This window comes from Bradyrhizobium sp. URHC0002 (assembly GCF_054059515.1).
This window is the reverse complement of the sequence record NZ_JBSSCF010000001.1, coordinates 5,532,693-5,545,829: the sequence shown is the minus strand read 5'-3', so window position 1 is coordinate 5,545,829 and position 13,137 is coordinate 5,532,693. Positions and strand designations below refer to the sequence as shown.

At 60.5% G+C, this 13,137-nt stretch carries 10 protein-coding genes; 4 read left to right on the top strand and 6 right to left on the bottom strand.

What is annotated here, in order from left to right; genetic code table 11:
* Positions 1 to 218 precede the first annotated feature (218 nt).
* Positions 219 to 2,195 (bottom strand): alkyl/aryl-sulfatase, encoded by a 1,977-nt coding sequence (locus ACVWVY_RS27000; protein WP_456629217.1) that lies wholly within the window; start codon positions 2,193 to 2,195, stop codon positions 219 to 221.
* 214 nt (positions 2,196 to 2,409) lie between these two features.
* The gene (locus tag ACVWVY_RS26995; protein WP_456629216.1) at positions 2,410 to 4,110 is read right to left on the bottom strand and encodes a long-chain-fatty-acid--CoA ligase; all 1,701 of its coding nucleotides are present in this window, start codon (positions 4,108 to 4,110) and stop codon (positions 2,410 to 2,412) included.
* Positions 4,111 to 4,468: 358 nt separating this feature from the next.
* Here ACVWVY_RS26995 and ACVWVY_RS26990 point away from each other — a divergent pair, with 358 nt between their 5' ends.
* The 3 genes from ACVWVY_RS26990 to ACVWVY_RS26980 all read left to right on the top strand — a co-directional run bounded on the left by ACVWVY_RS26990 (position 4,469) and on the right by ACVWVY_RS26980 (position 6,955).
* Positions 4,469 to 5,944: an ATP-binding protein gene (locus tag ACVWVY_RS26990; protein ID WP_456629215.1), complete on the top strand. Its 1,476-nt coding sequence runs from the start codon at positions 4,469 to 4,471 to the stop codon at positions 5,942 to 5,944.
* 130 nt (positions 5,945 to 6,074) lie between these two features.
* Positions 6,075 to 6,305: a hypothetical protein gene (locus ACVWVY_RS26985; RefSeq protein WP_456629214.1), complete on the top strand. Its 231-nt coding sequence runs from the start codon at positions 6,075 to 6,077 to the stop codon at positions 6,303 to 6,305.
* Between the two features lie 296 nt (positions 6,306 to 6,601).
* The gene (locus tag ACVWVY_RS26980; RefSeq protein ID WP_456629213.1) at positions 6,602 to 6,955 is read left to right on the top strand and encodes a hypothetical protein; all 354 of its coding nucleotides are present in this window, start codon (positions 6,602 to 6,604) and stop codon (positions 6,953 to 6,955) included.
* A gap of 35 nt (positions 6,956 to 6,990) precedes the next feature.
* Here ACVWVY_RS26980 and ACVWVY_RS26975 read toward each other — a convergent pair whose 3' ends face one another.
* The 4 genes from ACVWVY_RS26975 to ACVWVY_RS26960 form a co-directional block, all read right to left on the bottom strand.
* Entirely contained in the window at positions 6,991 to 7,161 is a 171-nt protein-coding gene (locus ACVWVY_RS26975; protein WP_456629212.1) for a hypothetical protein, read from the bottom strand.
* 479 nt (positions 7,162 to 7,640) lie between these two features.
* Positions 7,641 to 10,370 carry a DNA gyrase subunit A gene (gene gyrA / locus ACVWVY_RS26970; protein WP_456629211.1) on the bottom strand — a complete coding sequence of 910 codons (2,730 nt, stop codon included), beginning with the start codon at positions 10,368 to 10,370 and terminating at the stop codon, positions 7,641 to 7,643.
* A 204-nt stretch (positions 10,371 to 10,574) separates the two neighbouring features.
* On the bottom strand, positions 10,575 to 10,973 hold the full coding sequence (locus ACVWVY_RS26965; protein WP_456629210.1) for a DUF2306 domain-containing protein: 399 nt from the start codon (positions 10,971 to 10,973) through the stop codon (positions 10,575 to 10,577).
* A gap of 248 nt (positions 10,974 to 11,221) precedes the next feature.
* On the bottom strand, positions 11,222 to 11,707 hold the full coding sequence (locus ACVWVY_RS26960; protein ID WP_456629209.1) for a single-stranded DNA-binding protein: 486 nt from the start codon (positions 11,705 to 11,707) through the stop codon (positions 11,222 to 11,224).
* Positions 11,708 to 12,237: 530 nt separating this feature from the next.
* On the opposite strand from ACVWVY_RS26960, the gene ACVWVY_RS26955 reads away from it, so the two are divergent.
* Positions 12,238 to 12,981 (top strand): outer membrane protein, encoded by a 744-nt coding sequence (locus ACVWVY_RS26955; RefSeq protein ID WP_456629208.1) that lies wholly within the window; start codon positions 12,238 to 12,240, stop codon positions 12,979 to 12,981.
* The last annotated feature ends 156 nt before the right edge of the window (positions 12,982 to 13,137 follow it).

Genomic DNA, 13,137 nt, shown 5'->3' with positions numbered 1-13,137 from the left:
CGTACCTGTTCTAAGTGCCCCGGCAATCCTATCGCAGCGTGGGTCGGTCACAACGAAACCCGCGTGTTAAGCTTGGCGATTAAGCTTGATGTGCGCTGTGCAGGTTAATTCTGGAACAGCAAGGGCATCCACCGGCATAGAGGCCTGACCATCGAGTGAGGCCTATCGCCATCTGGCCGACCGGCGCGAGGCGAACGATCACCTCGCGCTCAGAATTGTCACGGCGTCACGATGTTGAACCAGAAGGGGAATTTGTCCAGCAAGCTGAGAAAGTCTGAGACGACCTGCTCGTTACCTTCGACCTTCATGTCTCCTGCCGCTATCGCTTGCTCGGCTGTGACCTCGCGCAGCTCGATGCGATCCAGCACCACCTTGGCCAGGATGAGCTTGGCATCGGCGTTCGGTACCGCCTTTCTGGCATAGTTCAACACACCGTTCTCCACCGTGAGCGCATAGACCTCCTTGCGATCAGTAAAGTCGACATTGATCGTGAACTTCTTGCCTGCCGCCTTCGGTCCGTTGAGCCGCACAGCGAAGTAGTCGAACAGCATTTCGGGCGGCATGGCGCGGATGGTGTCTGGGCCCAGGATGTTGGCTGCGCCAAGATCGCGGACGCCATAGCGAAGCTCGAGGGCGCCTTGCAGATACACTGAACGCCACGGACCGGACTCGGCCTGATAGCCCATCTGCTCGTAGGCATCGGCGAGCAATTCCTTGCCCTCCTTGTTGTCGGGATCGGCAAAGACGACTTGCTTCAACGCCTCCGCAACCCAGCGATACTCGCCTTTGTCGAAATCGGCTCTCGCTTTGGCAAGGATTGCCGGCGCCCCTCCCATGTACTCGACATATTTCTTGGCAGCTTCTTCCGGCGGCAGCTGATCGAGCGTCGTCGGATTGGCGTCGTAGAAGCCCATGTAACGCTGATAAACCGCGCGGGTGTTGTGCCTGACCGTGCCGTAATAGCCGCGATTGTAGAACTGCTTGTCCAGTTCGGGCGGCAGCTTGACCATGTTGGATATCTCTATGCCCGTGTAACCCTTGTTCATCAGGTTGACCGACTGATCGTGGATATACTTGTAGAGGTCGCGCTGCTTCTTCAAATAGTCCAGTATCCTGGCGTTGCCCCACTGCGGCCAGTGGTGAGACTGGAACTTGATCTCCACATTCGGTCCATAGAGATCGATGGTCTCGTCGAGGAAGCTCGCCCACTTGAGAGGATCGCGCACCAGCGCGCCGCGCAGCGTGAGGATGTTGTGCAGTGTGTTGGTGACGTTCTCCGCCATCCACATCGCGTTGAATTGCGGGAAGAAGGTGTTCATTTCAGCGGGCGCTTCGGTTCCCGGCGTCATTTGAAACACCATCTTCACGCCATCGATGGTGACTTCTTCCCCTGTCTTCTTGATTTCGCGGGTAGGAAGAACGAGACCGGCGGTGCCGGTCGACACGGTCTGGCCAAGGCCGGCGTTGACGCCGCCCCTCGGGTTGCGCGGTAGCGCGGAGCCGAACATGTAGATCGACCGGCGCACCATTGCGTTGCCGGCAATCACGTTTTCGCTGATGGCGTGCTCGGCAAAATCCTCCGGCGCGAGTATTTGCACTTTGCCCGTCTTGACGTCGGCCTCGCTCACGATTCCCTTCATGCCGCCGTAATGGTCGACATGTGAGTGGCTATAGATCACTGCAATTATGGGCCGGCTGCCAAGCTCCTTGGTGACAAGCTCGTGAGCCGCCTTCGCGGTTTCCTCGGAGATCAGTGGGTCGAATACGATCCACCCGGTGTCGCCCTGGATATAGCTGATATTCGAGAGGTCGTATCCGCGGACCTGAAAGATGCGGTCGTGCACTTTGAACAGACCATGGTGCATGTTGAGCTGGGCATTGCGCCACAAGCTCGGATTCACAGTATCTGGTGCAGGTTTGTCGTCGCCAATGTAGGTCTTGTACTGCTCCAGGTCCCAGACGACCTTTCCCTTGGCGCTCTTGATTGTAAGTGTGTCGGGTTTCGCAATCAGGCCGCGCTTCGCATCTTCGAAGTCCTGCTTGTCGTCGAAGTCTAGATATTGCTGGACGGCGCGGTTGGCTGATTTGGTAGCCTCAGTCGCGGGCTTCGGCTGGGTCTGCGCTAGCGCGATCAATGGAGTAAGGGAGAGAACGGCGGCAGTTGCAGGAATTTTCACGTAACGAAACAGCGACATGTTACCTCCGCGGTTTTGTTCTGTTGCTCCTGAAATAGCTCTGGAAGAGTATTAGGTCGAAGAGCTTTGGCAAGGTGGTGCCGCACGCAGTCGCGTATGGCTAAGGGTCTGCTTTTTGCAGGCACCCGAGAGAGTGCCCGCTTTTGCGAGCACGGCAGACATAAACGGCGACGTGCGGCCGCCCTGCTTTTGACCGAGCCGGAGTAAGCGGTCCTTAAGCCGCTGCCGCTTTTCGTTCCTCTTCCTCGTAGAGTTCTTTTTTCGATAGTTTGCCGACCGCGGTCTTCGGCAATTCGGACCTTATCTCCATGGCCCCAATCATTTCATGCTTGCCAAGCTTGTCCTTCAGGAAAGCCTTCAGCTCGTCGAGCGTAAAGGCCGCGGCGCCGCTTTTGAGTTTGACGAAAGCTTTCGGCGATTGGCCGCGATAAGCGTCGCGGATGCCGATAACGCTGACTTCCTCAACCGATGGGTGCGAATAGATCGCTTCCTCGATGGTGCGCGGATACACGTTGAAGCCGCCGCAGAGCAGCATGTCCTTGGTCCGATCGACGATGTAGATATAGCCGTCGGAATCCATGTAGCCGACATCGCCGGTGCGCATGAAACCGTCGGCGGTCATGATCGCCGCCGTCGCTTCGGAATTTTTCCAATAGCCCTTCATGACGTTGGCGCCGCTGATGCAGAGTTCGCCACGTTCGCCTTGCGGCATGTATTTTGTCTGATCCTCAAGACTGAGAAATTTGATGATGACTCCGGGGATGGGTACCCCGCACGAGCCCTGCTTCCGCGGGCCCGGCACCGGCGTGAATGAGCCAGTCGGCGAGGTCTCGGTCATGCCCCATCCCTCAGCCAGTCTGCATCCGGTTGCCTTCTCGAATTCCTGCTGAACTTCGAGCGGCAGCGAGGCGCCTCCCGAGGCACACCATTTGAGTGACCGGAGATCTGCCTTCGCGACACCTGGGTGATTGATGACCGCCACGAACATCGTCGGGACGCCGGGAAATGCCGTGATCCTTTTGGTCTCGAGATCCTTGATGACGGCATCAACGTCGAACCGTGTATGCAGAACGAGTTCTGCGCCGATCCGTAGGCCGAGCAGCATATTGACGGCCAGGGCATAGATATGAAACGGCGGCAGCACCGCCAGGATGCGTTCCTTTCCAGGCTCCAGCACGGGCGGATCGCCGCGCGTGGTCTCCATATACTGGCCGATGGCAGCCGAAAGATTGGCGTGGGTCAGCATGGCGCCCTTGGGCAAGCCGGTCGTACCGCCGGTGTATTGAAGCACGGCAATCGTGTCGGCTACATTGACGACGGGGTAGCGTTGATACATGCCGTCGTTGTCGAGCAGGTTTTGAAACGTGATGTGCCTGTCGTCCGTAGGAACCTCGGCGAGTTGCCTGGCGGCTCCCAACTGAGCTTTGACGGTTTCAGGCGCGACGGACATTTCGGCGAGGTTGCCGACAATGAGCTGCTTGAGCCGGGTTGCTCCCAACAGGCGGTCCATTTGCGGATACAACGCGGCAAGGTCCAGCGTGACGATAAAATCGGTCTCGCTATCCGCGACCTTGTGCTCAAGTACTTTCTCCGCATCCAGCGGCGAGTAGTTGACGACAGTGCCGCCAGCCTTGAGAACACCGAAAAAGCTGATCAGGTAGTGCGGCGTGTTGGGCAGGTAAATCCCGACGTGAATGCCGGGCTTGACGCCGAGCTTCTGAAATCCCTTGGCGGCGCGGTTCGCGAGTTGGTTGAGTTCGTCATAGGAAATCTTTTTTCCCATGAAATCGATGGCTGGATTGCTTGGCCATCTTGCCGCCGACTCCTCAAGAATCTGCTGGACTGGCATAAGAGGGATATCGGCATCCCACCTGACGCCCGCCGGATAAGACTTGATCCATGGATGTTCGGTCATGGCTTTCCTCCCTTAAGATCGTCTAAGCGTTTGCCTATCCCCTGTGTTCTTCCATTTCTCGTCGACACCATCAGAAACCCATTCAGTTCCGCGTGCAATGGCAAAATTGATAAGCCGATTTCGCGTTTACAGGTGGTTGTCGCCAGCAAAGCCGGCACCATACTGTCGCAGGCAGCGACGCGGATTTAGGAGGTGCTGTTTGACGGGGAAGGGTCGTGACACCAGTGAATGGTGAACTGGAGAAAGACCTTGCGCGGCAAGAGCCGGCCGTGACTTCTGCCCAAGGAGACGCCGGACGCCCTTTCCCATTGCCGGCCTAAGCCGATACGATGGCTCATCCCCGGACTTGAGGCAGGCAATGAAAGCAGGCGACAGACCAACCAGATCGAGAAGCCACGCGACGGCCACGGCAAAGGCGCCAAAAGCGGCGCGCGCTTCCAGCCCCGCAAAAGCCAAAGTCGAAAGTCCTACCAAAACCGAAGTCGAGCAACTTGCCCTCGAACTTCATGAAGCCAGGGAGCGGCAGGCAGCGACAGCCGAGGTCCTGAGCCTCATCTCGGACTCGCCGACCGGTATCCAGCCGGTGTTCGACAGGATCGTCAAGAACGCCGCGCGGCTGTGCCAGAGTGTGCTGAGCGCCGTCTATCGCCGCGAGGGGGATCATGTCCATCTCGTCGCTTACGATCAGTTCTCCCCGGAATCGGTGGCCGCGGTGCGCAAGGCCTACCCTGCCCCGCTGTCCAGCAAGAACCTGATCTCGGTCGCCATCCGCGAGCGCCGTGTCGTGCACGAACCTGATGTGCTCGTCTCCGGCGGATACAGCGAGCTGCAGCGAACATCGGGTTATCGCAGTATCCTCGTCGTGCCGATGTTGCGCGACGAGGTCGCGATCGGCGCCATCGCGGTCATGCGACTGGAGCCTCAATTATTTCCCAAAGCGCAGGTCGAGCTCCTGAAAACCTTCGCCGGTCAGGCGGTCGTTGCCATCGAGAACACGCGGCTGTTCGCCGAGGTCCAGGAGCGCACGAGGCAATTGTCGCAATCGCTCGAGGATCTCCGTACCGCGCAGGACAACCTCGTACAGACCGAAAAGCTGGCCGCGCTGGGAAGGCTGGTGGCGGGCGTCGCTCACGAACTCAACACCCCCGTCGGTACCAGCCTGACCGTCGCCTCGGCTTTCCTGAACAAGCCCGATCGATTTGAAGCCGATGTCGCCCGCGGCGGCGTGCGCCGGTCTACCCTGGCTGAATTCATTGCGGCAGGCCGCGAGGCGGCATCGCAAGTCATGATCAACCTCAATCACGCGATCGATCTGATACAGTCGTTCAAGCAGGTCGCGGCCGATCGCAACGTTTCAGACCGGAGAGGCTTTGATCTCGGGCAGGTGACCAAGCAGGTCGTCAAGGGACTGCGGTATGGGCTGCGCAGAAATCTCGCGGTCAGCGTCGAGTGCGAGCCTGACCTTGCCATGAACAGCTATCCCGGACCTTACGGCCAGGTGCTCACCAACCTGGTTATCAATTCCGCGGTGCACGCCTATCCGGACGGCGCACGAGGATCCGTCCACATCGCGGCACAGGCGTCGGGCAGGCACAATGTCGAAGTGCTGTTTTCAGACGACGGCTGCGGCATGAGCCCGGAGGTCAAGCGCCAGGTGTTCGATCCATTTTTCACGACCCGGCGCGACCAGGGCAGCACCGGCCTCGGATTGCACATCGTCCACAACATCGTGACCAATCGCTTGGGGGGCCGGATCAATCTGGAAAGCAAGCCCGGCGCGGGAACGAAAATCCGGATCATCGTGCCGCGCGAAGCGCCGCTTGCCGCGGAGTGATGCGCATCTGCGGAGAGGAGCGTCGTAGCCCGGATGAGCGCGATGGCAACGCCCTCGTAAAGCAAACGCCAAATAATCATCGTCTTGGCCGACGCTGATTCATATAGCCGCCAGATTAGGAGGGCGCAAAATGGATCAGCGTGCCGACAAATCCACGACAACCGCGCTGCGCAAGAAACTGCGCGCCGCCGGTTACGATCCAATCCCGGTCAACGGCAAGAAGCCGCATCTTGACGCGTGGCAAACCAAGCTCGCCGCGCCCGATGCTGAAATTGACCGCTGGGGCAAGGCGCATCGCCACGCCAAGACTGTGGCTTCAGCCTCGGTCTTCGCCAAAGACTACAACCTTTGGCAAAAGTGAATCATCTCACAGACAGCACGGCGGGAGACGCGTAGCTTCCAAAGCGGTGCAGGATGCACCTGCACCGCGGGCCAGCATGGAGGCGGCAGCATGACAGACACAGAGAGACAGCCCGACCAGACGGGACCCTTCGGCCAAGCGAACAGTCGCCGCGTCTCACAAAGCCATGACAAACCCGGCGTCGCTGCGGCCTCAGAGACGGCAACTTCGGGAAAAGATGCCCACCTCCCGCCGCTCGCTAGCTCGCCACCAGACGCCACCCCGTTGCGAGAGCGGTTTGCGAGAAGGAGGGAATGATGGAACTCCATTTTCGCAATCGAACCTCGCAGGGGCTTTGGCTCGCGATCATGTATTTCAGCCCAGATAGCTGCCGAGATTTAGGGAAATGGGGCACGCGCGGCTGGTGGCATATAGACCCCGGCGGGGAGATACACCCCCTCAACACGAGCAATCGCTATGCCGCTTATTATGCAGAATCGGCGGACTATGTCTGGGCCGGGCCTTATGGTCCCGTCTACGTCCGTGACCAGGCGTTCGACCATTGCTATCTCATCGGCGACAACAACCCAAACACCCAAATCCTCGGAATGAAGCTCGTCGATATGCATGGTGATGACATTCACTACAAGAATCTTGATCCACCCGAATAAGCCGCCGCCACCGACGTCTGGGTTGACGTGAGCGATCATTCCGTGACGCGTCGCATGTTACGAAAATAACGCGCGCTCTGCCGTTCGTCGGCATCGTGGTCGGCCTTCGGAAGCTTGATGATGTATTCGGCCGCGTCGCGCAGCGTCAGCAGCTTGCGCCCGTCCGGAAGGATAATCGGATCGTAGAACCGCCTCAACCAAGCCATGGGAGGCCAAAATGAAACCCCGCTAGGTACCGCCCAGCGGGGCTTTATGGGGTGTATCTAAAATGCGCGCTGATGAAATATTTCCCCTGATCAGATTGGAAATCTCTTGACCTTGATTCACAAGCCGATTCTGTCTTCCCCGTATTCCTACGGGGGAAAAAGTGGCAAAGACCGCTTTCTTCTCGGTCGAGAACTCCGGCCGCACGTCCGCGACCGGTATAGGGGGTAATTGCCCCCGGCCCAGCGCCCGCCCCACGGACGGGCCGAACTACCGGCCTCGACGCCGATGCCTCCAGACCCGGTTTCTGGCCCGCCTAGCGAGGGCCTGATCTGCGGGAGACAGATCGGGGGACGGCCTGCGATTTTGTGAAACACGACAGCAAAATCAAATGGCAGTGCCCGGAGAGCGAAGCGATATCCGGGCTACTGATCCCGGGTCGAGCTACCCTCCACCCGGGCTGCACACAAGGCCGGCGGCGCTAGCCGCCGTTGCCGTTCTCGCCGTTCTCGCCGTCGTCGCCGATATGCTCGACCGACACCACGTGTTCGTCTTCAGCCGTATCGAACACGATGACGCCCTGCGTCGAGCGGCCGGCGATGCGGATGTCCTCGACCGGGCAGCGGATCAGCTGGCCCTTGTCGGTGACCAGCATGATCTGGTCGCTGTGCTCCACCGGGAATGACGCCACCAGCTTGCCGTTGCGGTTGTTGACGCTCATCGCGACGATGCCTTTGCCGCCACGGCCGGTGGTGCGGTACTCGTAAGATGACGTACGCTTGCCGTAGCCGTTGACGGAGACCGTCAGCACGACCTGCTCCTGCGCAGACATCTCGACATAGCGCTCCGAAGTCAGCTGGATCGCGCCCGACGTCTCCTCGCCCTCGGCATCGACAGGCTCTTCCGCCGCGGTTTCGCCGGCGACCGCGCGGCGCATCTTCAGGTAGGCCGATCGTTCGTCCGAGGTGGTCTCGACATGGCGCAGGATCGCCAGCGAGATCAGCGTGTCGTTGCTGGCGAGCGCGATACCGCGCACGCCCATCGAGGTACGGCCGGTGAAGACGCGTACGTCGGTGACCGGGAAGCGGATGCATTGGCCGCCGGCGGCCGTCAGCAGCACGTCGTCGCGCTCGGTGCAGATCTGCACGTCGACGATCGCCTCGCCTTCCCCGAGCTTCATGGCGATGATGCCCGAGCGGCGGACATCGACGAAGTCGGACAGCTTGTTGCGGCGGACGGTGCCGCCTGTGGTGGCGAACATCACGTCGAGATTGCCCCAGGAGGATTCATCCTCCGGCAACGGCATGATGGTGGTGATGCGCTCGCCCTGCTCCAGCGGCAGGATGTTGATCAGCGCCTTGCCGCGCGCGTTTGGCGCCGCCACCGGCAGCCGCCAGACCTTCTCCTTGTAGACCTGGCCCTTCGAGGAGAAGAACAGCACCGGCGTGTGGGTCGAGGCCACGAACAAGCGGCTGACAAAATCCTCGTCGCGGGTCTGCATGCCCGCCCGGCCCTTGCCGCCGCGGCGCTGCGCCCGATAGGTCGAGAGCGGGACGCGCTTGACGTAGCCGGCGTGCGAGACCGTGACGACCATGTCCTCGCGCTGGATCAGGTCCTCGTCCTCGACCTCGCCTTCCTGCTCGATGATGACGGTCTTGCGCGGGGTGGCGAACTCGCCCTTCACCGCCGCAAGTTCTTCCTTGATGATGCCCTGCACGCGCGCACGCGAACGCAGGATGTCGAGATAGTCGGCGATTTCCACCGCGAGCTTGTCGAGCTCTTCGGAAATCTCCTCGCGGCCGAGCGCCGTCAGCCGCTGCAGGCGCAGTTCGAGAATGGCCTTGGCCTGCTCCAGCGACAGCCGCGCGGTGCCGTCGGGGGCCATCCGGTGCCGGGGATCGTCGATCAGCGTGATCATCGCTTCGACGTCCCGCGCCGGCCAGTCACGCGACATCAACGTGTCGCGCGCGGTGTTCGGATCGGGCGAGGTACGGATAACGCGAATGATCTCGTCGATATTGGCCACCGCAATCGCGAGGCCAACCAGGATATGGGCGCGGTCGCGGGCCTTGTTGAGCAGGAATTTCGTGCGCCGCGTCACCACCTGTTCGCGGAAGGCGATGAACAGCGTCAGAAAGTCCTTCAGGTTCATCGTCTGCGGCCGCCCGGCGTCGAGCGCCACCATGTTGGCCGGGAAATTCGTCTGCAGCGGCGTGAAACGGTAGAGCTGGTTCAACACCACGTCAGGCACGGCGTCGCGCTTCAGTTCGACGACGACGCGAAAACCGTCACGGTCAGATTCGTCGCGCAGGTCGGAGATGCCCTCGATCTTCTTCTCGCGCACCAGTTCGGCGATGCGCTCGACCATGGTGGCCTTGTTCACCTGGAAGGGAATTTCGGTGATGATGATCGCTTCGCGATCCTTGCGGATGGTGTCGATGGTGACCTTGCCGCGCATCACGATCGAGCCACGACCGAGATGATAGGCCGAGCGGATGCCCTGCCGTCCCAGGATGATGCCGCCGGTCGGAAAATCCGGTCCCGGCACGATGTTGATGAGGTCGTCGATCGTCAGCGCCGGATTGTCGATCAGCGCCACGCAGGCGTCGATGACTTCGCCGAGATTGTGCGGGGGGATGTTGGTCGCCATGCCGACGGCGATACCGCCGGCGCCGTTGACGAGAAGGTTCGGGAATTTCGCCGGCAGCACCGTCGGTTCACGGTCGCGGCTGTCGTAATTGGCCTGGAAATCGACGGTGTCCTTGTCGATGTCGTCGAGCAGCGTCTGCGCGATCTTGGTCAGGCGGGATTCGGTGTACCGCATGGCGGCCGCCGTATCGCCGTCCACCGAGCCGAAATTGCCCTGGCCGTCGATCAGCGGCACGCGCATGGAGAAATCCTGCGCCAGACGCACCAGCGCGTCGTAGACCGACTGATCGCCGTGGGGATGGTATTTACCGATGACGTCGCCGACCGTGCGCGCCGACTTGTTGTACGACTTGTTCCATTCGAAGCCGTTCTCGTGCATCGCGTAGAGAATGCGCCGATGCACGGGCTTCAGTCCGTCGCGCGCATCCGGCAGCGCCCGCGCCACGATCACGCTCATGGCGTAATCGAGATAGGAGCGTTTCATCTCGTCGAGGATGGAAACGGGACGGATATCGGAGGGCTCCGGCGGCTCGCCGGGCTTGTTATCTTCAGGGTCAGACAAAGGGGGAATCCGGTCAATTCTCAGCTGAGAATCATATAGCGCATCGGGGGTCCGATAACCACCCCGAAGCGCGCTGGAAGGGTGGTTTTTCCGCTCGTTTTTTCATGGACTTACCGGGATCGGAGGCGGCTTTTTTGGTGCCTGCCGGAACCGGCATTTTCGGGACCGAAAACCAAGCCTCCAAACAGCGTCTCCAGCATCGACCTAATGGCCGAAAACCACCGCGTGCATGATCCGCCCCGGCAGGAAGGTGAACAGGCCGGCGACGATCAGCGCGCCAAAGAAGATCGTGGTCATCGCCTTCTTGTGACCGCTGACATTGTGCCGGCGCGCATGCAGGACCGCGAGCACCAGCATGATCGGCGTGAAGATCGACAGCAGATGGATGGGGCTGAACGGCCCGACCATGCGGATCTCGTGGATCCAGAACGCGCTGATCGCGACCGCAAACATCAGCAGCACCCAGATCCAGCCGATGGTCCGGTGCGGCAGCGTTCCCTTTGGGGCTGCGAATTGTACGATGCCGAGGGCGAACGCCGCCATCGCTGCGAAGGCATGCAACGGGATCGTCCCGGGGGCCTCCAGCAGCGGCGCGAGGCTCATGGGTGGACGCTCCTCCAGGTTAAGTGGGCGTTCGAGGCTGGAAGCAGCTTAAGTGCAATAGCTCATGCAAATGTTAAAGAACATCACGCGTGAGCGCTCGGATCGCCGCGTCTACGAGCCGGTTTTCAGCGGAATGCGGGTGGTTCTGCGCCGGCACATCAGCCGGCACATCAGTTGTAAATCAGGCGCAAACGCCCGTTCTCGCGAACGAATTTATCGCAAGCCAATGCGCCGGCAAAAGCCCTGCCCTAGAACGGGATGTCGTCGTCCATGTCGCTGTTGCGCGCGCCTGCCGCCACCGGCCGCCGCGGCGCGGAGCTGACGGGCCCACTGGTGCCGAAGTCACCGGCATCGTCAGAGCCGAAGCTGCCGCCACCGCCGCCGCGGCCTTCGAGCATGGTCAGGGTCGAGTTGAAGCCCTGCAGCACGACTTCGGTCGAGTATTTCTCGACGCCGCTCTGGTCGGTCCATTTGCGGGTCTGCAGCGCGCCCTCGATGTAAACCTTGGCGCCCTTCTTCAGATACTGCTCGACAATCTTGCAAAGCGGTTCGGAGAAGATCACGACGCGGTGCCACTCGGTCTTTTCCTTGCGCTCGCCGGTGCCCTTGTCGCGCCAGGTCTCCGAGGTCGCGATGCTCAGATTGGCAATCGGCCGCCCGTCCTGTGTCCGCCGGATTTCAGGATCCTTGCCGAGGTTGCCGACCAGAATCACCTTGTTCACGCTTCCCGCCATCGCCGCTCTCCACTCGATATCGCCGGCAAAAATTACTGGACCGCCCGCCAAGTGCCGGCCGCCTCCAATTCTTGACCTGTCGCCAATTCCTGACTGTGTTTTGTCCGCTCGTTCGCGTCCGCTTCCGGACATCTGAAGCGACCCTATACGCTGGCAAGCCCCGCCGACTTAGCGATCCCTCGGCAAGTCGGCGGTTATCCACATATAGCATCGCCCCGGCCCATGTTCCAGCTTTGTTCCGAAAATCCATGTCGCCATGGGCGAATTCACTACTCAACTAAACGGCGACTTCAGTTCGCCGCAATTGGGTCCCGGAAACGACAAAATGGAACCGAAAGTTCTGCCCGTTAACGGGAATAATATAGATATATCATGAGCTTGACTCCATACTTTGGCTTACAAGTGTTGCAATTCAGAGACGCAATTTCCGAGCGACTCGCGATATAGAATTGGTCAGCGGCGCGGCGCTCGCGTCATTTCGAGAACGCTTTCGGGACCAACGGGAAGCGGACAAAACCTGGAGTTAGACCATGAAGAAGCTTCTGTTGAGTACGGTTGCTCTCATTGCGTTCGCTGCCCCTGCGGCGGCCGCCGACCTCGCGGCGCGCCCTTACGTCAAGGCCCCGCCGGTGCCGGTCCCCGTCATGTACGACTGGAGCGGCTTCTACCTCGGCATCAACGGCGGCTGGGGTTCGAGCCAAAAGTGCTGGGACTTCGTGGACCCGGTGTTCGGCGGGGCTGAGGGCTGCCATGACGCAACAGGCGGCACCGTCGGTGGCCAGATCGGCTATCGCTGGCAAGCCAGCAGCTGGGTGTTCGGCCTCGAAGCGCAGGGCAACTGGGCCGACTTCAGGGGCAGCAATGTGAGCGTGCTCGATCCGACGCTCCGCAATCAGTCGAGCATCGATGCGTTCGGCCTGTTCACCGGTCAGGTCGGTTGGGCCGCCAACAACGTTCTGTTCTACGTCAAGGGTGGCGCCGCCGTTACGGCGGATCGTTTCCGCGCGTTTGCTGTTCCCTCCGGCGTTTTGGTTGCCACCACCGGCGACGACACCCGCTGGGGCGCCGTGGTCGGCGCGGGCCTCGAATTCGGCTTCGCCCCCAACTGGTCGGCCGGCATCGAATACAACCACCTGTTCATGCAGGACCGAACCCACACCTTCGTCGACACCGCCGGCTTATTCTTCGGTAACGAACGTATCCAACAGGACGTCGATCTCGTCACCGTTCGCGTCAACTACCGCTGGGGCGGCCCGGTCATCGCGAAGTACTGATCTTCGCCTTCAACCAACTGACGACCGAAAGGCCGGCCTCGCGCCGGCCTTTTTGTTTGGTTGTACCCCGACATAGTCAGCACCCGCCACGGTTGTATCTTACCTACATTTGCCGCGGATGTGGTTTTTCGGCGACAGCATTATGCGATGACTTCG

Coding starts and splice junctions, on each gene's coding strand:
- ACVWVY_RS27000 (WP_456629217.1), bottom strand. CDS start 2,195: ATGTCGCTGTTTCGTTACGTGAAAATTCCTGCAACTGCCGCCGTTCTC.
- ACVWVY_RS26995 (WP_456629216.1), bottom strand. CDS start 4,110: ATGACCGAACATCCATGGATCAAGTCTTATCCGGCGGGCGTCAGGTGG.
- ACVWVY_RS26990 (WP_456629215.1), top strand. CDS start 4,469: ATGAAAGCAGGCGACAGACCAACCAGATCGAGAAGCCACGCGACGGCC.
- ACVWVY_RS26985 (WP_456629214.1), top strand. CDS start 6,075: ATGGATCAGCGTGCCGACAAATCCACGACAACCGCGCTGCGCAAGAAA.
- ACVWVY_RS26980 (WP_456629213.1), top strand. CDS start 6,602: ATGGAACTCCATTTTCGCAATCGAACCTCGCAGGGGCTTTGGCTCGCG.
- ACVWVY_RS26975 (WP_456629212.1), bottom strand. CDS start 7,161: ATGGCTTGGTTGAGGCGGTTCTACGATCCGATTATCCTTCCGGACGGG.
- ACVWVY_RS26965 (WP_456629210.1), bottom strand. CDS start 10,973: ATGAGCCTCGCGCCGCTGCTGGAGGCCCCCGGGACGATCCCGTTGCAT.
- ACVWVY_RS26960 (WP_456629209.1), bottom strand. CDS start 11,707: ATGGCGGGAAGCGTGAACAAGGTGATTCTGGTCGGCAACCTCGGCAAG.
- ACVWVY_RS26955 (WP_456629208.1), top strand. CDS start 12,238: ATGAAGAAGCTTCTGTTGAGTACGGTTGCTCTCATTGCGTTCGCTGCC.